This is a genomic window from Breoghania sp. L-A4 (assembly GCF_003432385.1).
GTDB lineage: Bacteria > Pseudomonadota > Alphaproteobacteria > Rhizobiales > Stappiaceae > Breoghania.
Map to the genome: position 1 here is coordinate 4,606,564 of NZ_CP031841.1, position 26,580 is coordinate 4,633,143.

Genomic DNA, 26,580 nt, shown 5'->3' on the forward strand with positions numbered 1-26,580 from the left:
CACTCACCGGATCAGGACTGCATGACCGAGCATTGCGTGATCGTGGGCGCCGGCCAGGCCGGCGCGCAAACCGCCCAGAGCCTGCGCCAGGGCGGTTTCTCCGGCCCCATCACCATGCTGGGCGAAGAACCGCAACCGCCCTACCAGCGTCCGCCGCTGTCCAAGAAGTATCTCGCGGGCGAGCTCGACGCCGAGCGGCTTTGGCTGCGGCCGCCGGAATTCTACGGGACCAACAGCATTGCCCTGCGCACCGGCGTCACGGTGACCGGGATCGATCCGGCGGCGCGCACGCTGAGCTGCGGCGACACGCAGATCCTGGACTACGATCACCTGGTGCTGACGACAGGCACCCATTCGCGCAGCCTGCCTCTGCCCGGCATCGACCGTCCCGCTGTGCTGCCGCTGCGCACCATGGCCGACGTCGACGCTCTCCGTCCCTCCATGAGAGGCGGCAAGCTGGTGATCATCGGCGCGGGCTATATCGGTCTGGAGGTCGCTGCGGTGGCCCGCACTTTGGGGCTTGAGGTCTGCGTTCTCGAGACCCAGGACCGGGTGCTCAAGCGGGTCGTGACCCCGGTGCTCTCGACATTCTTCGAAAGCCTTCACAAGAGCCACGGCGTCGAGCTGCGCTTCGGCGTGTCGATCGACGCGATCGAGGGCGAAGACGGCACGCCGAACCTGCCGGGAGCGGCGCGCGCCGTGCGCCTGACATCCGGCGAACGCATCGGCTGCGACCTGGTGCTGGTCGCCGTGGGCGCCGCACCCAACGACCAGCTCGCGCGCGCCGCCGGTCTAGCGGTCGATGACGGCATTCTGGTCGATGAGGCCTGCCGCACCTCCGATCCCCATATTCTCGCCGCCGGCGACTGCACGCGGTTCTTCTCGGCCCGCTTCGGAGCAAGGATCCGGCTGGAGAGCGTCCAGAACGCCATCGACCAGGCGAAAGCGGCTGCGGCAACCATCTGCGGCAATCCCGGAATCTATGACCCGGTGCCATGGTTCTGGTCGGACCAGTATGACGTGAAGCTGCAGATTGCCGGGCTGTCTTCCGGGCACGACGAGGCCAGGATCGTCGGCGATCCGGCGGGCGGCTCGTTCTATGTCGCCTATCTGCGCGACGGCGCCCTTCTGGCGGTCGATTCGATCAACCATCCCCGTTCGCACATGATGGCGCGGCGGGCGCTGGGCCAGCCGTGGCGCGAGGACCTGCTGCCGGCCGCCTGACGGCCGGCATCCCGGCGAGGGGATCGCCTTATTCTCCCGCCGCTACATTCTCCAGAATCAGCTTCGTCACCTCGCGCGGGATTTCGAGCTGCAGCATGTGGCCAACCCGCTCGAAGATGTGGGTGGCAACGACGCCGGGCAGACCGTGCGACTGACGGGTGGGCAGCACCCGGTCCTGGGTTCCCCAGACCACCTTCACGGGGCACTCAAGCTCGGCGAGCTTCTCGCGCGGCAGCACCTTCTGGACGTCGCCATCGATGATCGCGTCGACGATGGTCTGAAGCGCCTCGGTTGCCCCGGGCGAGTTGCGGTCCTTCGCGATGTGGGCGGCCAGCTTGCGCGGGATGGGGCACTCCCAGCCGAAAAACTGCTCCAAAAGGATCTGGATATCCGCCTCCTCGCGCGCCGCGGCGTAGCGGCGCAACAGGCGATGGTTGATCTCGAACCCGAATCCGCCCGGCGCCAGCAACGTCAGGCTGGCGATCCGGTCCCCCGCGCGCAAGGCGATCAGCGTCGCGATGGCGCCGCCCATGGAATGGCCCACCAGATGAATGCGCTCGAGACCCAGCGCGTCGAGCCCGGCGCTCACCGCCTTAGCGGCAAGTCCCGCATGGCCGATTTCAGGCCAATCGACAGCCGACCCATGCCCCGGCAGGTCAAACGCGATGGATCTGCGCTTGCCCGCGAGCGCCGTCTGCACGTTGCTCCAGGAGAGGGCATCGCCGCCGAACCCGTGCAGAAGCACCACGGGCGCGCCGGCGCCCTCTCCCTTCACGACATGCGGCAGAATGCGAGTCTTCGTGTCCATGGCAGATGTTTCCGTCTTGGCTGGCGAGTGTGGCGGCCGGCGACCTCAAATCGCGACCGGGCGATCGCTGGCGGGCATCAAACATGGAAACGCCCCCTCAGGCAACGCCTCTGATCACGCGGCGCTCCAGCCATCGGAATCGGACACGCAGTGGGGGCGAGCACCCCGCCAAGGCCACAAAAATGGGACCGGTGTGTGTTCCACAACACAGTATTGAGGCGCATCACGCGATATGATTCGGCCCGGAAATCATTGATTCGACAGATCGGGCCGCAGGCCTCCCGCGCCGCCCCGGCTGACACATCCGAAAGGGTCCATCCATGAAGGGAAACACCTTGATGCGCCGTCTCGTGCCGCTGATCCTTCTTGCGTTCGCCGTCTGCATGGCTCCGGGCTCGTCGCTTGCGCAGCAATTGCGTTTCGACCCCTCGTCAAAGACCTGGATGAAGACCTATATCCCGCAGCATGTCGCGGCCAAGCTGGCGCGCAAGAAATACAAGCGCGACCAGATCGACTATTCGGGCGGCGAGCCGGCCGGCTCCGTGGTCATCGACACCTCCAAGCGACGCCTGTACTACGTGATGGGCAACGGCAAGGCCATGCGCTACGGCATCGGCGTCGGCCGTGAAGGCTTCGAGTGGCAGGGTACGGAAAAGATCACCCGAAAGGCCAAATGGCCGTCCTGGACGCCGCCGGCGGAAATGCGCGCCCGCGAAGCCAAGGCCGGGAACAAGATCCCCGCCTTCATGCCCGGCGGCGAAAAGAACCCGCTTGGCGCCCGCGCCATGTATATCGGCCGGACTCTGTACCGTATCCACGGCACAAACGAGGACTGGAGCATCGGCCGCGCCGTGTCGTCGGGCTGCATCCGCATGCTGAACGATGACGTCATCGACCTCTACGAACGGGTCAAGGTCGGCGCCAAGGTCGTGGTGCTCTGAACTCTGGCGACACCGCACTGAAATGCGAAACCCCCGCTGGAAACACCGGGGTTTTTCTTTGTCCCGACGGGGTGCCGTTCAGAAGGCCGTTCAGGCGACGGCCGCCTGATACGACATGTCCTCGCGCAGGCGATACAGTTCCACCGGCGTCGCCATGCCGTCGAGACGATGCGGCCCGATGCTTTGCCAGCAATCGGGGAAGACGGCCGCGATCGCGGCGGTGGCCAAGGCCTGCGCGCCAACGGTCTTGGTGAGTTTTTCGATGCGCGCCGCGGCGTTGACCGCCGGGCCGATCACCGAGAACGTCAGCCGCGTCGGCACCCCGATATTGCCGAGCATCACCTCGCCGACCGATGCGGAAACGCCGAAGCGGAATGGCGCAAGTCCCGTCTCCCGCCGCGTCCGGTTGACCGCATCTCCGCGCGCGATGGCGTCCTGCACCGACAGGCTGGCCGCGCGAATCGCATCCTCGTAGACCATGGTCTCGGAAAGCGCGAACACGGAAAGAACCGCATCGCCGATGAAGGCCAGCACCTCGCCGCCGGCGTCGATTGCCGCGCTCGCCGAGCATTCGTAGTAGTCGTTCAGCAGCGCCAGATAGTCGTCGTGGTCGAGCGTTTCCGCGAGCTTTGTCGAGTCGCGCAGATCCGAATAGAGAATCACCGCCTTGGTGGTAATGCCATCGCCGCGGCGGATGTTGCCGGCCAGAACCTGTTCCGCCGCGTGCCGGCCGAGATAGGTTTCGGTGATGTTATTGGCGATCCGCGCCTGGATCACCGTCCGGCAGGCCACCGCGAACCCGCGCTGGATCCGCCTGAGCGCGATGATATCCTCATCGGAAAAGCCGCTCGGCCGGTCCGACGCCCAGCTGATGAGAATGCCCGTCTCGTGCTGATCCTTTCCCATCCGCGGCACAGTGAATTCCGTCACCATGGCCAGATAGTCCGTGTAGCCCTGCTCCGCCAGGTCGGCCAAAAGCGGAAAATCGATCAGCGCCTCGGGGCCCGACAGCCTGCGGCGCATCAGCACCTGGCCCGCGTCGAGCAGATGCTTCAGCGGGCTGCGCTGCCACTCCTCCGATTCCTTCTCGCGGTGCGGGTACTGTTCCAGAACAACGTTCTGGTCGCGCCGCCACAGGGCTGTCTCGATCTTGATGAGAGGGTGCAGGATCGGCCAGGTGATCATGGACCGCGCGATCGGAATGCCAATCACCGACAACCGGACGCAAACCTCACGGTACATCGTGGCGATGCTGGGCGACCCGAGTGCCTGATCGGTCAGCCAGTCCTCGACGGATGTGATCATGGCGGCATGGGACATGGCGACCTCGCGGGGCGGATGACGACGGCATTCAAATGGTCCGTCCGTGGCTCAATACAATAGCGCGTCGGCACGAGCGAACCAGCGAGACTTTCTCCGCCAGACATCGCACGCGCACTTATCGTTTACACGGCAGGCTCGGCGAACGCCCACATCCGGGCTCCGAGGTAGGTGACCAGCGGGATCAGTCCGATGGACACGATGACACCGAGGGCGTCCGGAAGCGGCACCCAGGCGAGCCAGCCCGCAAGCGCCGCGGAATTCGCCGCAAACCCGGCGAACGCCAGCGCGAAAAACCGCATCATCCGCCGACGCCTGCGCCGCGCGGTGCTTGCCGAATCCGGAAAGCTCCAGACATGATGCCCGAGGAAGGAGACCGCAAAGGCGACAAGAAACGCGATCAGATTGGCGACCAGCGGATGCGCGAGCCCGCTCACCGTCAGCGCCAGGGCGATGCCCGCATGGGTGGCGGTGGCGGCAAGGCCGACAATCCCGAAGCGCCAGGCCGTGAACATCTCCGTGAAAAGCCGGTGCCGGCTGGTTTGAGGGCGCGGTGGGGTGTCTCCGGTCGTCATGACGCCTGCGCCGGTGGATTCGCGTCCTGATCGCCGGCCTTGGCGTCGCCCTCACCGTCCGCCGCCGCCCCGCCGATCACATCCGCGACGACATAGATCGGGCGGCACTTTGTCTCGGTGAACAGCCGGGCGACATATTCGCCAATGATGCCCACCGACAGAAGCTGAATGCCCGAGAAAAACAGCACCGCCGTCATCAGCGAGGCATATCCCGGCATGTCGACGCCGTAGAGCAGCACGCGGATGACGAGATAGAGCGCGTAGGCAAACGACAGCGCCGCGATCAGCGCGCCGCAATAGAACCACATGCGCAAGGGAATCGAGGTGAAACCTATCAACCCATCGAGCGCGAAATTCCAAAGCTTCCAGTAATTCCATTTGCTGGTGCCCGCCGCCCGCTCCGGCCGCGTATAGGGCACCGCCACGGCCGAGAAACCGACCCAGGCGAACAGGCCCTTCATGAAGCGGTTGCGCTCCGGCAGGCTTTTCAACGCCTCGACAACCGCGCGGTCCATCAGGCGGAAGTCGCCGGCGTTGGCGGGCATGTCGATGTTCGCGAGCCGGTTGAAAAGCCGGTAGAAGGCCTGCGACGAGCGCCGCTTGAGCACGCTGTCGCTCGACCGGTTCACCCGCAGCCCGTAGACCACGTCGTGACCGGCGCGCCAATGCTCGATCATCGGGCCGATCAGCTCCGGCGGGTCCTGAAGATCAGCATCGATGACGACGACCATGTCGCCGTCCGCATGATCGAGCCCGGCGGTGAGCGCCGCCTCCTTGCCGAAATTGCGCGAAAGGCCGATGAGCGTGCCCGGCACGCCTTCGGAAAGCCTGCGGGCGATGATCTCCGCGGTGGAATCCCGGCTGCCGTCGTCGACGAAGACATAGGCGTGCGAGAAGTCGGACCCGGCGGATCGCGCCTCGCCCAGCGCGCGCTGCATCGCCTCGAGAAACACGTCGACGACGGCTTCCTCGTTGTACATCGGCACGATGATGGACAGCCGCGGCCGCGCCGGGCGGCTTGCCGCGCGGCGCTGCGTGTAGGGATTGCTGTCGTGCTGCATCACCTTCGATCCTGCCGCCGTCTCGTTCGGCTTCTGCCTAACCCGGATTTCGGCAAATGTCACATGCCAACACGGGCCGCGCTCGCCCGGACCCGCACATGAAAACGGCGGGCCTGAGCCCGCCGTGTCCGTCTGTGCGCAGTGCCGTGGATTCCGAAATCAGACCAGGGCGCCGTGGCAGTGCTTGAACTTCTTGCCGGACCCGCAAGGACATGCCTCGTTGCGGCCGACCTTGCCCCAGCTTGACGGGTCGTTCGGGTCACGCGCCTGACGTCCCTGCGAGATGGCGGCATCCGCCAGCGCCATCTCATCCTCACCCGTCAGCGGGTCGATGTGATGGGCGTGCATCTCGGGCATGGGCGCCTCGCGGGGCGGCTGCTCCTGCACCAGCTCCACGCGCATCAGCTGCGCGGTGACAATCTGGCGCAAGTTCGACAGCATGGCCTCGAACAGGGTGAAGGCCTCGGTCTTGTACTCCTGCAGCGGATCGCGCTGGGCATAGCCGCGGAAGCCGATCACCGAGCGCAAATGATCCAGCGTCGCCAGATGCTCGCGCCACAAGTGATCCAGTGTCTGCAGCAGGACCGCCTTTTCGACCCGGCGCATGAGGTCCGGACCGTAGTTGGCGACCTTGGCGGCCATCACCGCGTCAGCGGCGTTCTTCATGCGCTGGCGCACTTCCTCGTCCGCAATACCTTCCTCGGCCGCCCATTCCTTGATGGGCAGATCGAGGTTCAGTGCACTGCGCGTCTCTTCCACAAGTCCATCCGTATCCCACTGTTCGGGATAGGCTTTTTCCGGGATATGGCGGGCGACGAGATCATCGATGACATCGTGGCGCATGTCGGCGACCGTGTCGGCGATGGCGTCGCCGTCCATCAATTCAAGACGTTGCTCGAACACCACCTTGCGCTGGTCGTTCATCACGTCGTCGAACTTCAGCACGTTCTTGCGCTGGTCGAAGTTGCGCGCCTCGACCTTCTGCTGCGCCTTCTCCAGAGCCTTGTTGATCCAGGGATGGATGATCGCCTCGCCTTCCTGAAGGCCGAGCTTCTGCAGCATGCCGTCCATGCGCTCGGAGCCGAAGATCCGCATTAGGTCGTCCTGCAGCGACAGGAAGAACTTGGTGTGGCCGGGATCGCCCTGACGGCCGGAACGGCCGCGCAACTGGTTGTCGATGCGGCGGCTTTCGTGCCGCTCCGTGGCCACCACATAGAGGCCGCCGGCTGCCAGCGCCGTCTGTTTCAACGCTTCGATCTCGGCGCGGATCACGGCTTCCCTGGCCGCGCGCTCCTCACCCTCTTCCATGTCCGCCAACTCGCGTTCGATACGCAGCTCGGCATTGCCGCCAAGCTGAATATCGGTACCGCGGCCAGCCATGTTGGTGGCGATCGTCACGGCGCCGGGAATGCCCGCCTGCGAGATGATCGCGGCTTCCTGCTCGTGATAGCGCGCGTTCAGAACCGCGAAGATCTTTTCCTTCGCCGTGCCCTGGTCACCGTCATACAGCGGCTGGAACGCCGCCGGGTCGGTCACGTCAATCTGCCGGTAGCCATGTTTCTTCAGGAGCTCGGCGATCAGCTCCGATTTCTCGATCGACGTCGTGCCGACCAGAATGGGCTGTCCGCGCGACTTGCATTCGTCGACCAGCATCAGGATGGCGTTATATTTCTCCTGCGCCGTGCGATACACCTCGTCGTCGTCGTCGATCCGCTTGATCGGCAGATTCGTGGGGATCTCGATCACTTCGAGTCCGTAGATGTCGAGGAACTCGTCCGCCTCTGTCAGCGCCGTGCCGGTCATGCCCGCGAGCTTTTCGTACATGCGGAAGTAGTTCTGGAAGGTGATCGAGGCGAGCGTCTGGTTTTCCGGCTGAATGGTGGCCTTTTCCTTGGCCTCCAGCGCCTGATGCAGGCCTTCGGAGAAGCGGCGGCCCGGCATCATGCGACCGGTGAATTCGTCGATGATCACCACTTCGCCACCGCGCACGATGTAGTCCTTGTCGCGCTGGAACAGCCGGTGCGCCTTCAGCGCCTGCTGCAGGTGATGCACGACCGTGACGTTTTCGATGTCGTAGAGCGACTCGCCCTTCAACAGGTCCGCCTCGGCGAGCAGCCTCTCGAGCTTCTCGTTGCCCGCTTCGGTGAAATGGGCGGAGCGCTGCTTCTCGTCGACTTCATAATCCTCTTCCGAGAGGCGCGGAATGAAGGTGTCGATCGTGTTGTAGAAATCCGTGCGGTCCTCGAGCGGACCGGAGATGATCAGCGGGGTGCGCGCCTCATCGATGAGAATGCTGTCCACCTCATCGACGATCGAGAAATGGTGGCCGCGCTGCACCATCATGGACCGCTCATGCGCCATGTTGTCGCGCAGATAGTCGAAACCAAACTCGTTGTTGGTGCCATAGGTCACGTCGGCGGCGTAGGCGGCGCGGCGCTGGTCTTCCTGCAGACCGTGAATAATGACGCCCGTGGTCAGCCCCAGGAAACGATAGATCCGGCCCATCCAGTCGGCATCACGGCTGGCCAGATAGTCGTTGACGGTGACCACATGCACGCCCTTGCCCGTCAGCGCGTTGAGGTAGACCGGAAGCGTGGCGACCAGCGTCTTGCCCTCGCCGGTCTTCATCTCGGAAATCTTGCCCTCGTTCAACACCATGCCGCCGATCAGCTGCACGTCGTAGGGGCGCTGGCCGAGCACCCGTTTGGCGGCCTCGCGCACCGTCGCGAAGGCGGGCACGAGAATGTCGTCGAGCGAGGCCCTTGGGACAGCTGCGCGCGAAACACGTCGGTGCGCGCACGCAGCGCGTCGTCGGAAAGCGCCTGCAGCTCTGGCTCGAGGGCGTTGATGGCCTCGACAGTGGACGTATAGGTCTTGATCTTGCGATCGTTGGCGGAACCGAAGATTTTACGGGCGAGAGCGCCGAGGCCGACCATGATGGTCCTTCCTTTGGGAAACCGGACCGCTTCGCGAAATGCGGCACGGCTTGAGAGACGAGCAGATATGACAGGCAGCGGCGCGCGCGGAAAACGATTGTCCTTTAACACGCACCGCCCATATAAAGACCAATCCCCACCGCGGGCCGGGACGCTCGACAGATAAGAGCGCCCTGAAAGCTTGTCAACGCCGCCGGTTTCGGCAAGTGTGCCCCGGCACGCCGGGCATGACGATTTCTCGCCCGGCCAGAGGGAAACGTCCGCCGGGCCCTGCACACGGTCACGTCGCTGGAGGCGAGCGACGACCGAGGCGCAAGGTCCCGCCATCAGGCTGCTCAACGGGGCCCGCACAACGGCCCGTGAGACAAAGGCCCAGACACAAGGATATCACATGTTTCGCACCGTCCTGACCGCAGCCGCGCGTCCGCTCGCCATCACAGGTCTGCTGGCCACGCTCGTTGCGATGCCCGCACACGCCGAGCAGGATGACGAAGTCGTCGCGCGCGTCAACGGCACCGAAATCACCCAGACCGACCTCGCATTGGTCGGCGTCGACTACGCCAAGGACCTGATGCAGGTGCCGGAAGCCATGCGCCCCAAGGTTCTGACCGACGTGATGGTCGACATGCATGTGCTTGCCGACGCCGCGCGTAAGGCGGGCCTCGACGAGGATCCCGAATTCAAGAAGCATATTGCCTATCTCGAAACCCGCGCCCTGCGCGACGCGTTTTTCCGCAAGAACGTGGCGCTGGAGACCACCGACGAAGAACTCAAGGCGTCCTACGACGCCAAGTTCGCCGACTTCGAGGGCCCGGACGAGCGCCACGCGCGCCACATTCTGGTGAAGACGGAAGAAGAAGCGAAGGCCGTGATCGCCGAACTCGACGCGGGCAAGGACTTCGCCGAACTGGCGAAGGAGAAGTCGACCGGCCCGAGCGGTCCCAGCGGCGGCGATCTGGGATTCTTCACCAAGGGCCGCATGGTTCCGGCATTCGAGGATGCGGCCTTTTCGCTCGAGATCGGCGCCTACACGAAAACCCCCGTCGAGACCCAGTTCGGTTGGCACGTGATCAAGGCTGAGGAAGACCGCAAGCAGCCCGCGCCCGCCTTCGAGGCGGTCAAGAACAACTTGCGCGAGGACCTTCTTCGCACACGTTTCCAGGAAGTGATGGCCAAGCTGAAGGCCGAGGCGACGATCGAGATTGTCAAGGTGCCGGGCTCCGATCAGGACGCACCGGACGCTCCCGAAACCTCGGCACAATAAGCAACCTCGGCACAATAAGCCTCAAAGTCGCGCCCCCCCCGCGCGAACCGGATCTTGCGAGCGCCGGCCGTCATGACGACGGCCGGCGCTTTTATTGAGGAGCCCAGCTTCCGCAAAGATGCCGGGCCGCCTTTCGAAAAAGATCGATGTCGTCCGCCAGCGCATCGACGAGAAGATGGCTCCAGGCGAAGGAGGCGATCAGATCGGCCGCCAGCAGCGGATCGACATCGTCCCGGACCTCCCCGCGCGCCCGCGCGCGCTCGATAATGCGGCTTGTGTGGACGAGCCGATCGGCACGGTAGGCCTTCACCGCCTCCGCGGCCGCGGTATCCGTCTGCGCTTCCGCCAGGATTGACTTGAAAGTGTTGCCCGCCGGGGTTTCCCGCCACAGCCGGAACAGGCTGCGCAGGAACAGAAAGACATCTTCTTCCAGCGACCCGCTGTCCGGATCGAAGACATCCCCTTTCTGGCGATGATAGACCTCCAGCAGCAGCGCGGCCTTGCTGGGCCACCAGCGATAGATGGTCGGCTTGCCGGCGCGCGCGCGCCGGGCGACAGCCTCGATCGAAAAGCCGGCATAGCCGGCTTCGCACAAGATCGCCTCCGCGGCGTCGCGAATGGCATCCGCGCTCGCGGGATTGCGGCGCGCGCCGATCGACTTGCGCGGTTGTCCGGCATCTTCGGTCATCGTCTCCCCCTTGATTCCCGGTTTTCCCGGCGCTTTTCTCCGCTCAGGCGTCTTTCGGCCGTATCCGTGCTGCCGCGTCTCCCGGTGTTTTCCACCTGGATCGACGCGGCCTTCGGCACAGTAGCATCGCTCTTGACAGAACGGAACGGATCGTTCTATTCAACGGAACGAGCCGTTCCGTATTATACTGAAATCGCTTCCCAGGCAGGATCTCCGAATGTCCAAACCAGCAGCCAGTTCCTTCTCCCGTCCCCGCTTCGCCCTTCTCGTCGCCCTCGGCGTCTATCCGGTCGTCACCGCACTGCTCTATCTCGTCTTCCCGCTCACCAATGGCTGGGCGTTGTGGCAGCGCACCCTCGTGCTGGTGCCGGTCATCGTGATCGTGATGATCTGGGCGATCATCCCGCTCATTCATCGCCGGTTCGGGGCCTTCCTCCACCGCAGCGGACGCGGCCTTCCCGGATAGCCGGACAGGTCGCCGGGCGGCGGCGGATGCCCGGAATGGGCTTGCGCGTGCCGCAGGCATCGGGCAAGGCTTTGCCATCGTCCCCGACGCCACAACCCGCAAATCCTGTCCGAGGCCCCCATGTCGACCGCCATTTCGCCGCTTGCCCCGCAATCCTATCCGTCCATGCCGGACGTGCCGGGCGTGCGCTTCGCCACCGCCGAGGCCGGGATCAAATACAAGGGCCGCACCGATGTGCTGTTGATGCTGCTGGACCCTGAGACCAGCGTCGCCGGCGTGTTCACGAAATCCCGCTGCCCTTCCGCGCCGGTCGACTGGTGCCGAGCGAACCTCGCAGACGGAGCCGCGCGGGCCCTGCTGGTCAATTCCGGCAATGCCAACGCCTTCACCGGCAAGAAGGGTCAGGCGGCGGTGGAGCTTTCAGCCGACATCGTCGCCAGGGCCATCGGCTGTGCGCCTTCGGAAATCTATCTTGCCTCGACAGGCGTCATCGGCGAGCCGCTGGCCGCGGAAAAATTCGCGGCCGTCGCCGATGATCTGGCGCAGCGCGCCACGGCGGGTCCCTGGATCGAGGCCGCCAGGGCCATCATGACCACCGACACCTTTCCCAAGGTCGCCACCCGCACCATCGATCTGGGCGGCGTGGACGTGACGCTGAACGGCATCGCCAAGGGCGCCGGCATGATCGCGCCCGACATGGCCACCATGCTGTCGTTCCTGTTCACCGACGCGCCGATCGCATCCCCCGTGCTGCAGTCGCTGCTGTCGCAGAACGTCGGCGGCTCCTTCAACGCCATCACCATCGACAGCGACACATCGACGTCCGACACAGTCCTGCTGTTCGCCACGGGCAAGGCTGCTGAGCGCGGCGCGCCGATGATCACCGACGCCGCCGACCCGCGCCTGGAGACGTTCCGCACGGCCCTGGCCGATCTGATGCGGGAACTGGCGCACTGGATCGTCAAGGACGGCGAGGGCGCGCGCAAGTTCGTCGAGGTGAGCATCCATGGCGCGGAAAGCGATGCCTCGGCCAAGCGCATCGCCCTGTCCATCGCCAACTCGCCGCTGGTCAAGACGGCGATCGCCGGCGAGGACGCCAATTGGGGCCGCGTCGTCATGGCCGTGGGCAAGGCCGGCGAACCGGCGGACCGCGACCGCCTCGCCATCTGGTTCGGTGATGTGCGGGTGGCCGTCGAGGGCGAACGCGATCCCGACTATTCCGAAGCCGCCGCCTCCGCGGTGATGAAACGGCAGGAAATCCCGCTGCGCGTGGACCTTGGCCTCGGCGACGGTTCGGCCACCGTCTGGACCTGCGACCTCACCAAGGAATATGTGGCGATCAATGGCGACTACAGAAGCTGAGGCGCCCTGTGTCGACCGGCCGGATGACCTCTCGCTGATCCAGACCCTGGAGTGGCCGATCTCAGGGCCTTCCCCGCGCTCGACAAAACGATCAGCGAGGGATGGGTCGCGCGGCTGTCGCCCTGCAACCCCGTCACCGCGTCGCTGCAGGTCGCCGGACACAACCGGAGCGCACAGGCGCCATACGCGGGACTGGGCTTTTCCAAAGCCTGTCGCTATCACTATCGGCGCCCGCCAGCCGCGGGCCGCGGAGTGGTGCGCCACGACCCACCAATTCCTCGTTATCGTTAACCGGCCGTTCGGGCCGCGTCTCACTACGGAACACTGCGCCCATGTCACGGATGCTTCTCGTCGTCGCCTGCGCCCTTGTCGATGTCGACGGCCGGGTTCTTATCGCGCAGCGGCCGGCTGGAAAATCCATGGCCGGATTGTGGGAATTCCCCGGTGGAAAGGTCGAAACAGGCGAACGTCCGGAGGAGACTCTGATCCGGGAACTCGCCGAGGAACTTGGAATTGAGGTTAAGAAAGAGTGCCTTGCGCCGCTGACCTTCGCCAGCCACGCTTATGATGATTTTCACTTGCTCATGCCACTTTACATATGTCGGCGATGGTCGGGTACGACCCGCGGCGTGGAAGGGCAATCCCTCAAATGGGTACGTCCGGTGCGCCTGCGGGACTATCCGATGCCGCCGGCGGATGAACCGCTCATCCCGCACCTGATCGATCTTCTGTGAGGAGATCGCGCGGGACGGTCTGAGCAGCATGGGTGGGTGCAATGGCGCTTCGGACCGGAAAAACCAACAAGACAGCCTTCGGTCACCTGGCCGCGACCTTCCTGCGCGACGAGCGTGGCTCGACCGCCATCGAATATGGCCTGATTGCCGCGATCCTTACGATCGCGCTGATCGGCTCGCTGATCACGTTGAGGGAAAGCGTGACCGAATCGCTTTACAACCCGACCATTTCCAACGCCTTCGTCAGTTCCCAGCCGGCCGAATAGGCACCCTCGCGCGACTTTCGCGCGCGCTTCGAACTCATAACATTTCCAACCGCCTGACTCTGTCTCCGATGCGCTTTCCGGCGCACCGCCGCCTGTCGCGCGCGCCGCGAAGCATGCGGCGCGGACGCCGGCTTGGGCATGATCTTTGCCGTTTGACCAAAAGATGCATTGCGAAGCCGCTGGACCCGGCTAAGTTTGCGATGCAGCAATTTGGCGCGTTCAGTGCGCAGCACGGAGCATTCCCATGAGCCAGGCCGTGGCCTCAGAAACCGTTTCGAACGCATCCGGCATCGATGCGATCACACTTGCCCGCGAGGCCCTGCCGACGCTGGACAGACTTCTGGCGCAGGCGCGCGACGCCGTGCGCGCCCGGTTCCTTGTCGATGGCCGCGTGTCATCGGCCCGCGTTGAGGCCGAGCAGCGGGCCACGCATGGGCTTGCCTGGATCGCCACCTATGTGGAGGCGCTGCGCCAGATGAGCGCCTATGCCGACCGCATGCAGGGCGAAGGCCGTCTCGGCGAGATCGAGACGCTGCTGGTCCGCCTGGCGTTCGGCGAGTATCTGGCGCAGATTTTCGGCGGCATCCCGATGAACCAGGGCGAGATCGTTCGCCTGGCCGATCTGGGCGTGACCGCCCAGACGGCCGCGGACGCGCGCACCGACACGGTCGAGACGCTGATCAGCACCGGAAACACACCGGAGCTGCGCGCCCGCATCGTCGCCCTGATGCGCGAGAGCGAAGGTTCCTCGACCCTGGGCGATGCCGGGCTTGAGGACACCTACGAGCAGATCCGCAACGAAATGCGCCGCTTCGCCGATGCCGAGGTGATGCCCCACGCGCATGAATGGCACCTGAAGAACGAATACATCCCGCTCTCCATCATCGAGAAAATGTCCGAGCTCGGCGTCTTCGGCCTGACCATTCCCGAGCAATACGGCGGGCTCGGGCTCGGCAAGGAAAGCATGTGCGTGGTCTCCGAGGAACTGAGCCGCGCCTATATCGGCGTGGGCTCGCTCGGCACCCGCTCCGAGATCGCCGCCGAACTCATCCTGTGCGGCGGCACCGACGCGCAGAAGGACAAATGGCTGCCGCTGATCGCCTCGGGCGAGATCCTGCCAACGGCCGTCTTCACCGAGCCCAACACCGGCTCCGACCTCGCCTCGCTGAAAACCCGCGCGGTTCAGGACGGCGACGTCTGGAAGGTCACCGGCAACAAGACCTGGATCACCCATCCGGTGCGCGCCGACGTCATGACCCTGCTGGCCCGCACCAATCCGGCCGAGCCCGGCTACAAGGGCCTGTCGATGTTCCTTGCGGAGAAGCCGCGCGGCGACGACGCCAATCCGTTCCCGGCGGACGGCATGAGCGGCGGCGAGATCGAGGTGCTCGGCTACCGCGGCATGAAGGAATATGAGATCGCCTTCGACGGCTTCGAGGTGGCGGGCGAGAACCTGCTCGGCCAGGTCGAGGGTCAGGGTTTCAAACAATTGATGCAGACATTCGAGGGCGCCCGCATCCAGACCGCGGCCCGCGCCATCGGTGTCGCCCAGTCGGCCATGGACCTGGCCCTGCGCTACGCTCAGGATCGCGTGCAGTTCGGCAAGCCGCTGATCGACTTTCCGCGCGTTTCCGACAAGCTGGCGATGATGGCCGCGGAAGTGATGATCACCCGCCAGTTGACCTATCATTCGGCCCGCGAAAAGGACCAGGGTCATCGCTGCGACCTGGAAGCCGGCATGGCGAAACTGCTGGGCGCGCGCGTCGCGTGGGCTGCGGCCGACAACGCCGTGCAGATCCACGGCGGCAACGGATTCGCGCAGGAATACCCGGTCTCCCGCGTTCTCTGCGACGCCCGGATCCTCAACATCTTCGAGGGCGCCGCGGAAATTCAGGCCCAGGTGATTGCGCGGCGATTGCTTGAAACCGCGGGACAGTAATGCGGCGGATTTGCCCGTTCACCGTTTTTCGGACCTGCAAAGCTGGCCCGGAGCGCCCGAATGCATGCCGCCGCGCCCGCGTCGCGGGCAATCGTTCCGCGCCGGTTCGATCACGAAATTGAGAGCACAAAATTTACGCAGCGGCACACGGGCTTTCCCGGAAATTGTGCGAACGCCACTAAATCGTTTGAATTCTGACAAGATTTGCCTCTAGTGACATTCAACGTTCGGACATACACGGTCGGTATGTGCCCCGTGCTCATAAATTTTTCGCGACAGAAGCTCTTGATTCTGGCTGTACAAAGTTTTAAATGGCCGCCACCAGTTGATACGCATTGATAGATCCTGCCTGTCTGACCAAGGCCGCAGTCTCTCGATGATTTCGGTAACTGAGTCGAAGCCGCGGCATATCGCAGTGCGGTCCTAAAATATGGAGACAGGTAGATGGCTACCGGCACCGTTAAATTCTTCAATACCACCAAAGGTTTTGGTTTCATCCAGCCGGACGACGGCGGCAAGGACGTCTTCGTGCACATCTCGGCCGTTGAGCGCGCTGGCATGCACGGCCTGGACGAGAACCAGAAGGTGGAGTTCGAGCTCGAGACCGGTCGTGACGGCCGTACCTCCGCTGGCTCGCTCCGCGCGATCGATTAATTCACGCCTGTCGTGAATGAAAAGCCTCCCCGGTCGCCCGGGGAGGCTTTTTTGCATTCTGAGGCGGACGTCCGGAAGCGCGCCCGCAAGCCGGCTCAGTCGATCGGCACCAGCGGCACGTCCTTGGTGCGGCGGATGGTCAGCGCGGTGCGCACACTGTCGACGTTCGGCGCGGCGGTGAGATCCCGGATCACGAACGTCTGGAACGCCTGCAGGTCCGGCGCCACGCACTTGAGCAGGAAATCCACCTCGCCCGACAACATGTGCGCCTCGCGCACCAGCGGCCAGGTCTCGACGGTTTCCTGGAAGGCCAGCAGATCGCTCTCCGCCTGGCTGTGCAGGCCGACCATGGCAAACGCCGTCAGGTCGTAGCCGAGCTGCTTCTCGTCAACCAGCGTGCGGTAGCCGTGAATGATCCCGGCTTCCTCGAGCGCGCGCACCCGGCGCAGGCACGGCGGCGCGGAAATGCCGACGCGCCGCGCCAGCTCCACGTTGGTGATGCGCCCGTTGTCCTGAAGTTCCTTCAGGATCTTCCAGTCGATAGCATCAAGACGCGCCTTCACGCTGGTCTCCTCGTATTCGCAGGTGCACAATTCATCAGAGGCTTCGTTATGATTCTTTGCGTGAATTTGCAAGACTATAACAATTCCACGCATGATTCGAAAAGATCACGAAAGGCGCGCGGCTTGACGAGACTCGCCACCCCCCGGAGCGTTTGGGTGCTGAGCGACGGAAAACCCGGCGACGAGGCGCAATGCATCGGCGTCGCCGAGGCGCTCGCCGTGCCCTACACGATCCGGCGCGTGGCACCGCGCCCTCTGTTCGCGCTGCTGATGCCCTGGGGCCCCATAGACCCCCGCGACGCGCCATCGCGCGTTGGTAGCCCGCTTGCCCCACCCTGGCCCGACGTCGCCATCGCCTCGGGCCGCCGCGCCGTACCCTACCTGCGCGCCCTGCGCCGCGCCTCCCGGGGCGCCTGCTTCACGGTATTTCTGAAAGACCCGCGCACAGGCGCCGGCGCCGCAGACTTCATCTGGGTTCCCGAGCATGATGCTTTGCGCGGTCCCAACGTCCTGGCGACACCGACACCGCCGCACCGCTTCTCCGCCCAGATACTGGAAGAGTGCCGCGCGGCGACGCCGGCGGACATTGCGGCCCTGCCCGCGCCGCGCGTCGCGGTTCTGGTCGGCGGCGACAGCCGGCACCACACCTTCACACCCCGGGACATCGAAAGTCTCTCCGCCAAGCTGCAAAGCCTTGCCGCGTCGGGCGCCCACCTGATGATCACCACATCGCGGCGCACGCCCGAGTCACTCGCCCGCGTCCTGCGCGAGATCGCCGCCTCCGGCGACCACGTGCTGTGGGATGGAACCGGCGGCAATCCGCTTGCCGATTTTCTCGCTCACGCGGATGCCGTGGTGGTGACGGCGGATTCGACCAACATGGTCGGCGAGGCCGCGGTCACCGGAAAACCCGTGCTGGTGTTCGAGCCAAGCGGCGGCCATGCGAAAATTCGGCATTTTCTCAAAAAAATGTCAGAGTTGGGGATCACACGCCCCTTTGCCGGACGCCTTGAAACCTATAGGTACGAGCCACTAGATTCCACCTGCACGATCGCAGCCGCGATCCTCGAGCGTTATCGCCGCAAGGCGGATGCGCACGCGTAACCGTTACAGACCCCGTTGGCCGCATGCGCGGGCAGCGACAAGCCCGGGCAAGACGCCATGACCACGTATCACAGCAAGCTTCTCATCATCGGATCGGGCCCCGCGGGCTACACCGCGGCAATCTATGGCGCGCGCGCCATGCTGGAACCGACGCTGGTGTGCGGCATCCAGCCGGGCGGGCAGCTGACGATCACCACCGATGTGGAAAACTATCCCGGCTTCGCCGATCCCATTCAGGGTCCGTGGCTGATGGAGCAGATGCAAAAGCAGGCCGAGAACGTCGGCACGAAGATCATCTACGACACCATCGTGGAGGCCGACGTGACCGCCAAGCCGGTCCGGCTCATCGGCGACAGCGGCGACGTCTACACCGCCGATGCGCTGGTGATCGCCACGGGCGCCCAGGCCAAGTGGCTCGGCATCGATACCGAAGAAAAGTTCAAGGGCCTCGGTGTCTCAGCGTGCGCCACCTGCGACGGGTTCTTTTACCGCGGCAAGAAGGTCATCGTGATCGGCGGCGGCAACACGGCCGTCGAGGAAGCGCTCTATCTCGCCAATCTGGCGGAGAGCGTCACACTGGTGCACCGCCGCGGCGAGTTGCGGTCCGAGAAGATCCTGCAGAACCGTCTATTCGCCAATCCGAAGATCAACGTGATCTGGGACAGCGCGCTTGAGGAAGTGCTCGGCGGCGGCCAGCCGATGGGCGTCACCGGCGCGCGGCTGAAGAACGTCAAGACCGGCGCCACCACCGACGTGGACGCCGAGGGCATCTTTATCGCCATCGGCCACGCGCCGGCGGTCGAACTGTTCAAGGACCAGGTCAAGCTGAAGCCGTCGGGCTACATCTGGACCGAGGGCGATTCCACGCGCACCTCGATCCCGGGCGTCTTCGCCGCCGGTGATGTGACCGATGAAGTCTATCGCCAGGCCGTCACGGCCGCCGGCATGGGCTGCATGGCGGCTTTGGAAGCGGAAAAATACGTGACGGCGCTGGAAACCGTCTCCGAGGAAGCAGCCGAGTAACCGGCTCTCATATTGCTGCCGCGCGTGCCGGCCATCTCCTTGCGCTGGCGCGCCGACCAACCGGGGACCGGTGATGGATTGGGATAAACTGCGCATCTTTCATGCGGCCGCCCAGGCCGGCAGCTTCACGCATGCCGGCGATACGCTGCACATGAGCCAGTCCGCCGTCAGCCGGCAGGTCTCCGCGCTCGAACAGGAGATCGGCGTCTCGCTGTTCTACCGGCACGCCAGAGGCCTGCTGCTGACCGAACAGGGCGAATTGCTCTACCGCACGGCGCAGGACGTGCTGCGCAAGCTCGAAGCCGTGCAGGCCCGGCTGACGGACAGCAAGGAAAAGCCCTCCGGCCTGCTGCGGGTCACCACGACCGTCGGTCTGGGCTCCACCTGGCTGACGTCACGGCTGAACGAATTTGTCGAGCTGTATCCGGATGTCGAGTTGCAGATCATCCTCAACGACGACGAGCTGGACCTCACCATGCGCGAGGCCGATGTCGCCATTCGCCTGCGCCAGCCGGTGCAGCCCGACCTGATCCAGCGCAAGCTGTTCACGGTGCACTTTCATCTCTATGCCTCGCCCGCCTACCTGCAGCGCTTCGGCAGCCCCGCGACCGTCGACGATCTCGACAGCCACAACCACCGCATCGTCATGTTCGGCGAGCCCGCCCCCGCCTATCTGCGCGAAATGAACTGGCTGGAAACCGCCGGCATGCCGGAAGGACAGCGGCGGCGAACCGCGCTGCGCGTCAACAATGTGGTCGCGATCAAACGCGCCATTCAACGCGGCATTGGCATCGGCATCCTGCCGGACTATCTGATCGAGGCCGATTCTGGCCTGGTGCAGCTGATTCCCGAGGCCCAGGCGCCCAGTTTCGACACCTACTTCGTCTACCCGGCGGAACTGCGCAACACCGCGCGCATCACCGCGTTCCGGGACTTTTTGCTGTCGAACGCCGAGCGCTGGACCTTCTGACGCTGCGGTTTCAGCAGCTCCCTTCACATATGCGAAAATCGCATACCAGCATTGCGTCCGAACTGCTTGTCTGGCGGGCACCGTTTGCGCATATAAGCGCCAGCTGATCGTCAAATCGTTTGCAATCTCCTCCCGGCAAACGACGAGGCAACCAGCTGTTCCCTCTGGAAGGTATTGCACCGCAAGCAATTGCGGTCAGAACTGCCGGGCTCCTCTGGAGTCCGGCTTCTTTTTTGTCCAATCCCACTATTTGATGAAAAATTAAGCGCGCCCAGATTTTAATCTGCGCCTTGGCAATCTGACGGCCTGACAGAATGTCGCAGCCATGCGATTGCGGCATGCCGATTGCCACGCCACACCCGGGCGGCGATCATCCGGCCGCGGTCACATGAAGAGCTTTTCGCCGTCGAGTCCCGCGTACATTCCGGCAACTTGCTCGCCATAGCCGTTGAACAGTTGCGTCGGCACAGTCTCATTCGTCCCCAGAATGCGTTCGCTTGCCTGGCTCCAGCGCGGATGCGGCACATCCGGATTCACGTTGGCCCAGAAACCGTATTCGCTCGGGCCGATCTTCTCCCAGAAGCTCTGCGGGCGCACATCGGTGAAGGTGAAGCGGACAATCGACTTGATGGACTTGAAGCCGTATTTCCACGGCAGGGCCAGGCGGAGCGGCGCGCCGAACTGCTTGGCGAGCGGCTTGCCGTAGGCGCCGGTGACGAGGAACGCCAGATCGTTGGTCGCCTCGGCCATGGTCACGGCTTCGGTATAAGGCCACGGATTCCAGGACTGGCGCTGGCCCGAGGCCACGTCGGGATTGAAGAAGGTTTCCATCGCCAGATATTTCGCGCCCGCCTTGGGGCTGGCGATGCGCACCAGATCGGCCAGCGCGAAACCGCTCCACGGAATGGCCATCGCCCAGGCCTCGACGCAGCGGTGCCGGTAGAGCCGCTCCTCAAGCGATACCCTGGCGAGCAGCTCGTCAATGCCGAGCGTCATCTCCTCATCGACCATGCCGTCGATGCGCACTTCCCACGGCCGGATCGGCAGCTTCTGCGCGTAGGTGTAGATCTGCTTGTGCGAACCGAACTCGTAGAAATTGTTGTAGGTGGAATTGATCTCTTCCGGCGTCACCGCGCGGTCGAGGACGAAGGCCTCGTTGCGCTCGGCCGGATAGAGATGGGCGCTGGGATCGGTCTCCGCCCGGGCGCGACCCGGCAGCATGGCGCTTGTGGCGATCGACGCGCCGAGGGCCGCCGTGCCCGAGAGGAACGCGCGCCGGTTGAGGAAAATGCCCTCCGGCGTTGCCTGGCTTTCGGGTATCTCCCAGCCCTGTCGGCGCTTGATCAGCATGGTCTTCTCCCGAGTCCGTTCCAGTCTCAAGTACAGCTAGAACGGGCCCGGCACACATTCAAATCACCTCTGTGTCATGGGCAAATCACTGCCGTGTCATGGGCAAATCACCTCCGTTTTATGGGTAGTCATCTCCGTGTCATAGACACCCCGCGCTCACGCTGCGCGGCGTCCGTATTTCATCAGCACCTGATCGGCCAGCTTTCCCGTCAGTTCGTTCAGATGATCGAAGCGTTTGGTGTAGGTGCCGACACCGGCGGTCGCCGACCGCAGCTCGACAATCAGGTCCTGCAGCTCGGCCTCCGGCATCATCGCCCGCACGCTGTCCCAGCCCGGCCAACCGTCGCGCGCGTCAAACCCCATGATCTGACCGCGGCGGCTGGAGACGATCGCGTTGATCCGGGCGGTCGCCTCCGAGGGGCAATGGATACAGACCTCCGAAATCGGCTCCAGCAGCACCGGCTTGCAGCCGCCCATGCCTTCCCGCATGCCCAGTTGCGCTGCCATCTTGAAGGCCTGGTCGGAACTGTCGACCGAATGATACGAGCCGTCGACGAGCGTCACCGCCACATCGACCACCGGGAAGCCCAGCGGCCCGCTCTTGAGATACTCGCGCACGCCCTGCTCGACGGAGGAAATATATTGCTTGGGCACCACGCCGCCGGTGATCGTCTCGGCGAACTGAATGCCCTCGCCACGCAGCAGCGGCCGGATCTCCAAAGCCACGTCGCCGAACTGGCCATGACCGCCGGACTGCTTCTTGTGGCGGCCGCGCGCGGAAGCGCCCGCGCGGATCGTCTCGCGGTAAGAGACCTGCGGCGGCGCCGTATCCACGGAGATGGCGTATTTTCCGGTCAGCCGCTCCAGCGCCACGCGGAGGTGCATTTCCCCCTGCCCCTCCAGAAGCGTCTCGCCGGTGTCCTGCAGCTGGGTGACGCGGATGGAGGGATCCTCCTCGACCACCTTTGACAGCGCCGCCGACAGTTTCACCTCGTCCTTGCGCTCGACCGGGGACACGGCCATGCCCAGCACCGGCTCGGGCGGCTGCAGCGCGATCAGATTCTCCGCAAACGGCGCGTCCACCGCAAGCGTGTCGCCGGTCTGCACCGTATCGAGACGCCCGAACGCCACGGTCTCGCCGGCGTGAGCCGCGCCGCGCTTGAGCGCCTGGGTGCCCATCACGCGAAACAGTCCCGAGATGCGATTTTCCTCGCCGCTGGTGCGCAGCAGAACCGAGCCGTCGCCCGCCTCGCCTGAAAGCACCCGGCCGACGGAGAGTTTGCCGCCGTGCGTCGTGTGGATGGTCTTGAGCACCTGCACCACGGTGCCTTGCGCCTCGCCGGCGCCGAGCCGCGCCCGCGTCTCCACGATGGACGGCGACTCGTGCCGCAAGGCCTTCAGCAGCCTCAGAATGCCGTTGCCGTTCTCCGCCGAGCCGATGAACACCGGGCAGATCAGTCCCTGGCGCAGTTCGGCCGCCAGATCCGCGAACACCGCGTCGGGTTCCGGCGGAATGTCCTCCAGCAGTTGCTCCATCAGGGCGTCGTCATAATCGGCCACCGTTTCCAGCATCTCGAAGCGCGCGTCCAGCTCGCGGCTCTTCTCCGCGTCCGGGATCTGCACAATCTCGCTTTCCGCGTGGTGCTGGTAGACGTGGGCGCGTTCCAGCGCCAGATCGATGAAGCCCGTCGCCACGCCGTCCTTCCAGATCGGGATCTGGCGCAGCACGAGCGGAATGCTGGATGCCGGCTGCAGCATTTCCAGCACGGCGCGCACGCCCTTGTCCGCCTTGTCGATCTTGTTGAGAAACAGCATCCGCGGAATGCCGCGGTCTTCCAGCGTCTTCATGATCACCTGAAGCGCGGGCACCTTGCGTTCGTCGGCTTCGGCCACCACCACGGCGACATCCGCGCCACCCAGGATGCCCTGCGACTCGAACAGGAACTCCACCGAGCCGGGACAGTCGATGAAGGTGTAGGCATCACCCATGAAATCGGTTTCGGCGATATTCGCCTCCACGCTCATCGTATGGGCGCGGGCTTCCGGCGTCGCGTCACCGAGCGTGTTGCCCTCCGCCACCCGGCCCTGCCTGGCTATGGCCCCGTGCGCGCCAGAATGGCCTCGAGCAGCGACGTCTTGCCGCTGGCGAAAGGTCCAACGAGCGCTACGCACCGGGGCCCGGCCTCTCTGCCATGGTCGGTGTCTTTGCCTTGGTCGTCTCCCATGATGATCTCTCCCGCTGTGTGCTCGGCATGCTGCGCCCGATGGCCGTGCGATGTACGGCTGCGGGAAGCGCCGATAGGGCTTTATCGTCTCAAGCAACGAGACATCACGCAAGGGAAACTCGCGCCGCACTGCGGCATCCGGGGCGATGCGCCAACGGCCAAACCCACCGCGCGCGGCACGGGGCGGAACCAATACGGTTGGCGGAAGACAGAAAGGTGCCGCGGGGTTAGAACAGCCTTGCGGCGTTCGGCCGGGGACATCGTTCCAGAGGCCGACCGCGGATTCGACGGCGGGACTCGATGAGCGACACGACGCTTGAGCATTTCACCGCGACATTCGCGACCACCGAGCGGCTGTCGCCAGGCGATATGGCGCGCTATCGCGGCCGGGCGCTGGAGCGGCTGGCGCGGCACGCGCGCGCGCAGGTTCCATTCTATCGCGCGCGGCTGGATGCGCTGTTCGATTCCGCGGACCGGTTCGTACCCGAAGCCTGGCGCGAGGTGCCCATCTTCACCCGGCCACAGGCGCAGCAGCAGGTCGACGCCTTGCGCGCGGCGCGCGTGCCGGAGCAGGCGGGTGCCACGGTCGAGGGCCAGACCTCGGGTTCCACCGGCATGTCGTTCCACCACGCCCGCAGCGCGCTCGCCGACCTTGCCTCCAACGCCATGACCACCCGGCTGCACCGCTGGCACGGCCTTGACTTCGACAAGCGGCTGGCGCGCATCACCATCGACTGGAGCGGCCGCGCGGTGCTTCCCGACGGCCTGTGTGGCGGACCGTGGAGCCGAGAGGGGACGGGCGAGGGTTGGCATCTGGGCATCGAGGGCAGCGACGCGGCGCAACAGGCGGCGTGGCTGCGGCGTGTCGCGCCGAGTTATCTGTTGAGCTATCCGACTGCGGCGCTGGCAATCCTGCGCGCCGCCGCCGAACAGGGGCCGCCGCTTCCACTGGAGGCGGTGCTGACCACGGGCGAAGTGATCGGCGACGACACGCGCCGGGAGATTGCGGGACTGTCGGGCGGCCGCGTCGTCGATGCCTACGGCACCCAGGAACTCGGTCAAATCGCCGGGCAATGCCCGCAGGCGCCGCACTATCACGTGTGTGCGGAAAGCCAGTTCGTCGAGATCGTCGACGCGGCGGGCGATCCGGTGCCGGCCGGCGCGCCCGGGCGGCTGGTGGTGACCAGCTTCTACAATTTCGCCATGCCGTTCATCCGCTACGACACCGGCGACTTGGCCACCGCCGGTGCCGCGTCCTGCGTCTGCGGCCGCACCCTGCCGACGATCGCGCGGATACTCGGCCGGCAGCGGCACATGTTCACCTTTCCCGGCGGCCGCAGCATCTGGCCGCAGGCATCCTCGGTGGAGATGCTGCGTCACGTGCCGAGCCGGCAATTCCAGATCGCCCAGACGGCGCCGCTTGCGGTCGAATACCGCTATGTTCCGCAACAGCCGGGACAGTCCGAGGACCGGGCGGCACTGGCCGCCTATCTGCGTCGGCAGTTCGACCCGCGGATCGACGTCAGCTTCCGACCGTGCGAGACCATCGCGCGTTTGCCGGGTGGAAAATACCAGGAATATGTGCGGGATTTTTGAGGCGGGTCGAGACGGGCGCGAAACACCGGTTGTTCCGATGGATTCAAAAACGCGCTCCGAGCGTCGTCAGAGCGACGATCACGGCCCAACTGCCGCTCTCGAGGCGGACGGCCTATTCCGGAGTGATTATCACGCAGGTGCCGTCGATGATCATGTTCGGCGGGTCGCAGGAGGAGCCCCGCTGGTCGGACAGGCCGAACAGATCGTCGATCAGCTGGGTGCCGTTGGGATCATCCTCGCGGTGGCGCCGGATCAGCGACTTGTCGTCGCCGAGGTAGATCCGCAGGCCGGCGAACACGGACCACAGGCGGGTATCGGAGACGCGGCCGTCGCCGAACAGCGACAGGCCGTGAACCCGGTCGTTGGGCACCTGCCATTCGAAGCCGGCGGCCGCGACGTTGATCTCGTTGACATAGCGGTAGCCGGCATAGAGGCGCAAATCGTCGACCGGATAGAACGCCAGGTTGGCGGAACCGTAGAAATCGGTGTCGGCATCGCCGAATTCGACGCCCGCCAGGCCTTCCAGCGACACCCGGTTGAAATAGAACTCGCCCTCGGCGGCAACGTGGCCGACGTCGAAATCGACACGGTTGTTCTTCAGATAGGAAGCATAGACGCCGAGGAGCGCGCGGTCCGGATCGCGCCAGAAGGCATGGCCGGCGACGCCGCCGAAACCGGATCCGGCGCCACCGCCAATACCGTCGAGCTGGAAGCCGAAGGCATGTCCAAGCGGCACGCTGACGGAGCCAAGCCCGAACGCCAGCGCGTCGTCATCGAAGATGCCGAAGCCGCCGGCGATTTTGCCGTTGATCTCGGAAACAGCCGGACGCGTGCCGGCGCCGAAAGCCGCGTCGGAATAATCGGCCGCGAAACCGGGCACAGCGGCAATCAGCCAGCCGCCGGACAAGGCGGTGCACATGAACCATTTCGATCGGTCTACCATGCCAAGCCTCCGTCGTTGCTCCGTGCATGGTTCCACGAAGTCCCGGCCTGGCGAAGTAACATTACGTAAGGTAAGGTAAATCCATCAAACGTGTTGCGGATCGATCACAAGCGCAACGGCCCGCTCAGTTGAATGACCGCAATTCCAGCTCCGCGATCCCGGCGGCAAGATTGAGTCCGGTCTGAGTCTGGAGGCTGACAGGCTGTAGCGCGAAGGAGCTTTCGCTGCCGCCGACAAGCACATTGGCGCCGGCTCCGACGCCGAGCGTCGCCTGCGCCGACACGCCGACATAATCGCCAGCCAGCGCACCGGTGGGCACATCCTCGCTTGGCGCCAGCACGACCCAGCGGATCACGCCGTTTTCGGTTGACCCAAGCTCGATTCCGACGCGCCGGATCTGACCGAAATAGACGTCCGCGGGAGCATCCTCGCCACGCAGAAAATTGCACGACAGATCCTTGGCCGACGACAGAACGGTCGTCTGACCGCTCTTCACCGCGCAATCCAGTACGCCGATTTTCACATGTGTCTGCGCGACGGCAGGCGCACTGGCAAAAACCAGCGCGCC

22 protein-coding genes and 2 pseudogenes are annotated in these 26,580 nt (G+C 64.8%); 13 read left to right on the forward strand and 11 right to left on the reverse strand.

The window, feature by feature from the left end; genetic code table 11:
- The first annotated feature begins 21 nt into the window (after window positions 1-21).
- Window positions 22-1,224: an FAD-dependent oxidoreductase gene (locus D1F64_RS21055; RefSeq protein ID WP_117414020.1), complete on the forward strand. Its 1,203-nt coding sequence runs from the start codon at window positions 22-24 to the stop codon at window positions 1,222-1,224.
- 28 nt (window positions 1,225-1,252) lie between these two features.
- Here the strand turns inward: D1F64_RS21055 and D1F64_RS21060 are convergent, their stop codons facing one another.
- Window positions 1,253-2,032 (reverse strand): alpha/beta fold hydrolase, encoded by a 780-nt coding sequence (locus D1F64_RS21060; RefSeq protein ID WP_117414021.1) that lies wholly within the window; start codon window positions 2,030-2,032, stop codon window positions 1,253-1,255.
- Window positions 2,033-2,370: 338 nt separating this feature from the next.
- On the opposite strand from D1F64_RS21060, the gene D1F64_RS21065 reads away from it, so the two are divergent.
- The gene (locus D1F64_RS21065; RefSeq protein ID WP_117414764.1) at window positions 2,371-2,973 is read left to right on the forward strand and encodes a L,D-transpeptidase; all 603 of its coding nucleotides are present in this window, start codon (window positions 2,371-2,373) and stop codon (window positions 2,971-2,973) included.
- 90 nt (window positions 2,974-3,063) lie between these two features.
- Here D1F64_RS21065 and D1F64_RS21070 read toward each other — a convergent pair whose 3' ends face one another.
- The 4 genes and pseudogenes from D1F64_RS21070 to secA form a co-directional block, all read right to left on the reverse strand.
- Window positions 3,064-4,293, reverse strand: coding sequence for an adenylate/guanylate cyclase domain-containing protein (locus D1F64_RS21070; protein WP_117414022.1), 1,230 nt, complete (start codon window positions 4,291-4,293; stop codon window positions 3,064-3,066).
- Window positions 4,294-4,418: 125 nt separating this feature from the next.
- Entirely contained in the window at window positions 4,419-4,868 is a 450-nt protein-coding gene (locus D1F64_RS21075; RefSeq protein ID WP_205470568.1) for a GtrA family protein, read from the reverse strand.
- Window positions 4,865-5,929, reverse strand: coding sequence for a glycosyltransferase family 2 protein (locus tag D1F64_RS21080; protein ID WP_117414023.1), 1,065 nt, complete (start codon window positions 5,927-5,929; stop codon window positions 4,865-4,867). The genes D1F64_RS21075 and D1F64_RS21080 overlap by 4 nt, the downstream gene beginning before the upstream one ends.
- Before the next feature lie 159 nt (window positions 5,930-6,088).
- Window positions 6,089-8,865, reverse strand: a pseudogene (secA, locus tag D1F64_RS21085) (preprotein translocase subunit SecA).
- Between the two features lie 391 nt (window positions 8,866-9,256).
- Between secA and D1F64_RS21090 the strand changes: the two are divergent.
- A complete protein-coding gene (locus tag D1F64_RS21090; protein ID WP_117414024.1) occupies window positions 9,257-10,129 on the forward strand; it encodes a peptidylprolyl isomerase in 873 nt (290 codons plus the stop codon).
- A gap of 91 nt (window positions 10,130-10,220) precedes the next feature.
- Here D1F64_RS21090 and D1F64_RS21095 read toward each other — a convergent pair whose 3' ends face one another.
- A complete protein-coding gene (locus tag D1F64_RS21095; RefSeq protein ID WP_117414025.1) occupies window positions 10,221-10,817 on the reverse strand; it encodes a TetR/AcrR family transcriptional regulator in 597 nt (198 codons plus the stop codon).
- A 217-nt stretch (window positions 10,818-11,034) separates the two neighbouring features.
- On the opposite strand from D1F64_RS21095, the gene D1F64_RS21100 reads away from it, so the two are divergent.
- The 6 genes from D1F64_RS21100 to D1F64_RS21125 all read left to right on the forward strand — a co-directional run bounded on the left by D1F64_RS21100 (window position 11,035) and on the right by D1F64_RS21125 (window position 16,238).
- Window positions 11,035-11,283: a hypothetical protein gene (locus tag D1F64_RS21100; protein WP_117414026.1), complete on the forward strand. Its 249-nt coding sequence runs from the start codon at window positions 11,035-11,037 to the stop codon at window positions 11,281-11,283.
- A gap of 120 nt (window positions 11,284-11,403) precedes the next feature.
- Window positions 11,404-12,645 carry a bifunctional glutamate N-acetyltransferase/amino-acid acetyltransferase ArgJ gene (gene argJ / locus D1F64_RS21105; protein WP_117414027.1) on the forward strand — a complete coding sequence of 414 codons (1,242 nt, stop codon included), beginning with the start codon at window positions 11,404-11,406 and terminating at the stop codon, window positions 12,643-12,645.
- A 332-nt stretch (window positions 12,646-12,977) separates the two neighbouring features.
- Complete coding sequence (locus D1F64_RS21110; RefSeq protein ID WP_117414028.1) at window positions 12,978-13,379, forward strand: (deoxy)nucleoside triphosphate pyrophosphohydrolase; 402 nt, start codon at window positions 12,978-12,980, stop codon at window positions 13,377-13,379.
- Window positions 13,380-13,420: 41 nt separating this feature from the next.
- Window positions 13,421-13,645, forward strand: a complete 225-nt coding sequence (locus D1F64_RS21115; protein WP_117414029.1) for a Flp family type IVb pilin — start codon at window positions 13,421-13,423, stop codon at window positions 13,643-13,645.
- A gap of 244 nt (window positions 13,646-13,889) precedes the next feature.
- Window positions 13,890-15,584: an acyl-CoA dehydrogenase family protein gene (locus D1F64_RS21120; protein ID WP_117414030.1), complete on the forward strand. Its 1,695-nt coding sequence runs from the start codon at window positions 13,890-13,892 to the stop codon at window positions 15,582-15,584.
- 444 nt (window positions 15,585-16,028) lie between these two features.
- Window positions 16,029-16,238, forward strand: a complete 210-nt coding sequence (locus D1F64_RS21125) for a cold-shock protein (protein ID WP_117414031.1) — start codon at window positions 16,029-16,031, stop codon at window positions 16,236-16,238.
- Between the two features lie 95 nt (window positions 16,239-16,333).
- Here the strand turns inward: D1F64_RS21125 and D1F64_RS21130 are convergent, their stop codons facing one another.
- On the reverse strand, window positions 16,334-16,801 hold the full coding sequence (locus tag D1F64_RS21130) for an Lrp/AsnC family transcriptional regulator (protein ID WP_248304537.1): 468 nt from the start codon (window positions 16,799-16,801) through the stop codon (window positions 16,334-16,336).
- A gap of 156 nt (window positions 16,802-16,957) precedes the next feature.
- Between D1F64_RS21130 and D1F64_RS21135 the strand changes: the two genes are divergently transcribed.
- From D1F64_RS21135 to D1F64_RS21145, 3 genes are all read left to right on the forward strand, one after another.
- On the forward strand, window positions 16,958-17,905 hold the full coding sequence (locus tag D1F64_RS21135; RefSeq protein WP_248304538.1) for a mitochondrial fission ELM1 family protein: 948 nt from the start codon (window positions 16,958-16,960) through the stop codon (window positions 17,903-17,905).
- A 57-nt stretch (window positions 17,906-17,962) separates the two neighbouring features.
- A complete protein-coding gene (gene trxB / locus D1F64_RS21140; protein WP_117414766.1) occupies window positions 17,963-18,928 on the forward strand; it encodes a thioredoxin-disulfide reductase in 966 nt (321 codons plus the stop codon).
- A gap of 73 nt (window positions 18,929-19,001) precedes the next feature.
- Entirely contained in the window at window positions 19,002-19,898 is an 897-nt protein-coding gene (locus D1F64_RS21145; protein ID WP_117414034.1) for a LysR family transcriptional regulator, read from the forward strand.
- A gap of 384 nt (window positions 19,899-20,282) precedes the next feature.
- Here D1F64_RS21145 and msrP read toward each other — a convergent pair whose 3' ends face one another.
- Both msrP and D1F64_RS21155 read right to left on the reverse strand, forming a co-directional pair.
- On the reverse strand, window positions 20,283-21,248 hold the full coding sequence (msrP, locus tag D1F64_RS21150) for a protein-methionine-sulfoxide reductase catalytic subunit MsrP (protein ID WP_117414035.1): 966 nt from the start codon (window positions 21,246-21,248) through the stop codon (window positions 20,283-20,285).
- Window positions 21,249-21,404: 156 nt separating this feature from the next.
- A pseudogene (locus D1F64_RS21155) lies at window positions 21,405-23,473 on the reverse strand (elongation factor G).
- A 300-nt stretch (window positions 23,474-23,773) separates the two neighbouring features.
- On the opposite strand from D1F64_RS21155, the gene D1F64_RS21160 reads away from it, so the two are divergent.
- The gene (locus tag D1F64_RS21160; protein ID WP_117414036.1) at window positions 23,774-25,069 is read left to right on the forward strand and encodes a phenylacetate--CoA ligase family protein; all 1,296 of its coding nucleotides are present in this window, start codon (window positions 23,774-23,776) and stop codon (window positions 25,067-25,069) included.
- Between the two features lie 112 nt (window positions 25,070-25,181).
- Here the strand turns inward: D1F64_RS21160 and D1F64_RS21165 are convergent, their stop codons facing one another.
- Both D1F64_RS21165 and D1F64_RS21170 read right to left on the reverse strand, forming a co-directional pair.
- Window positions 25,182-26,012, reverse strand: a complete 831-nt coding sequence (locus D1F64_RS21165; RefSeq protein WP_162901693.1) for a hypothetical protein — start codon at window positions 26,010-26,012, stop codon at window positions 25,182-25,184.
- 124 nt (window positions 26,013-26,136) lie between these two features.
- Window positions 26,137-26,535: a DUF992 domain-containing protein gene (locus tag D1F64_RS21170; protein WP_162901694.1), complete on the reverse strand. Its 399-nt coding sequence runs from the start codon at window positions 26,533-26,535 to the stop codon at window positions 26,137-26,139.
- Between the last annotated feature and the right edge of the window lie 45 nt (window positions 26,536-26,580).

Excerpts from the sequence above, each read along its gene's own strand:
- D1F64_RS21055 (WP_117414020.1), top strand. The coding sequence starts at position 22 with ATGACCGAGCATTGCGTGATCGTGGGCGCCGGCCAGGCCGGCGCGCAA.
- D1F64_RS21060 (WP_117414021.1), bottom strand. The coding sequence starts at position 2,032 with ATGGACACGAAGACTCGCATTCTGCCGCATGTCGTGAAGGGAGAGGGC.
- D1F64_RS21065 (WP_117414764.1), top strand. The coding sequence starts at position 2,371 with ATGCGCCGTCTCGTGCCGCTGATCCTTCTTGCGTTCGCCGTCTGCATG.
- D1F64_RS21070 (WP_117414022.1), bottom strand. The coding sequence starts at position 4,293 with ATGTCCCATGCCGCCATGATCACATCCGTCGAGGACTGGCTGACCGAT.
- D1F64_RS21075 (WP_205470568.1), bottom strand. The coding sequence starts at position 4,868 with ATGACGACCGGAGACACCCCACCGCGCCCTCAAACCAGCCGGCACCGG.
- D1F64_RS21080 (WP_117414023.1), bottom strand. The coding sequence starts at position 5,929 with ATGCAGCACGACAGCAATCCCTACACGCAGCGCCGCGCGGCAAGCCGC.
- D1F64_RS21090 (WP_117414024.1), top strand. The coding sequence starts at position 9,257 with ATGTTTCGCACCGTCCTGACCGCAGCCGCGCGTCCGCTCGCCATCACA.
- D1F64_RS21095 (WP_117414025.1), bottom strand. The coding sequence starts at position 10,817 with ATGACCGAAGATGCCGGACAACCGCGCAAGTCGATCGGCGCGCGCCGC.
- D1F64_RS21100 (WP_117414026.1), top strand. The coding sequence starts at position 11,035 with ATGTCCAAACCAGCAGCCAGTTCCTTCTCCCGTCCCCGCTTCGCCCTT.
- argJ (WP_117414027.1), top strand. The coding sequence starts at position 11,404 with ATGTCGACCGCCATTTCGCCGCTTGCCCCGCAATCCTATCCGTCCATG.
- D1F64_RS21110 (WP_117414028.1), top strand. The coding sequence starts at position 12,978 with ATGTCACGGATGCTTCTCGTCGTCGCCTGCGCCCTTGTCGATGTCGAC.
- D1F64_RS21115 (WP_117414029.1), top strand. The coding sequence starts at position 13,421 with ATGGCGCTTCGGACCGGAAAAACCAACAAGACAGCCTTCGGTCACCTG.
- D1F64_RS21120 (WP_117414030.1), top strand. The coding sequence starts at position 13,890 with ATGAGCCAGGCCGTGGCCTCAGAAACCGTTTCGAACGCATCCGGCATC.
- D1F64_RS21125 (WP_117414031.1), top strand. The coding sequence starts at position 16,029 with ATGGCTACCGGCACCGTTAAATTCTTCAATACCACCAAAGGTTTTGGT.
- trxB (WP_117414766.1), top strand. The coding sequence starts at position 17,963 with ATGACCACGTATCACAGCAAGCTTCTCATCATCGGATCGGGCCCCGCG.
- D1F64_RS21145 (WP_117414034.1), top strand. The coding sequence starts at position 19,002 with ATGGATTGGGATAAACTGCGCATCTTTCATGCGGCCGCCCAGGCCGGC.
- msrP (WP_117414035.1), bottom strand. The coding sequence starts at position 21,248 with ATGCTGATCAAGCGCCGACAGGGCTGGGAGATACCCGAAAGCCAGGCA.
- D1F64_RS21160 (WP_117414036.1), top strand. The coding sequence starts at position 23,774 with ATGAGCGACACGACGCTTGAGCATTTCACCGCGACATTCGCGACCACC.
- D1F64_RS21165 (WP_162901693.1), bottom strand. The coding sequence starts at position 26,012 with ATGGTAGACCGATCGAAATGGTTCATGTGCACCGCCTTGTCCGGCGGC.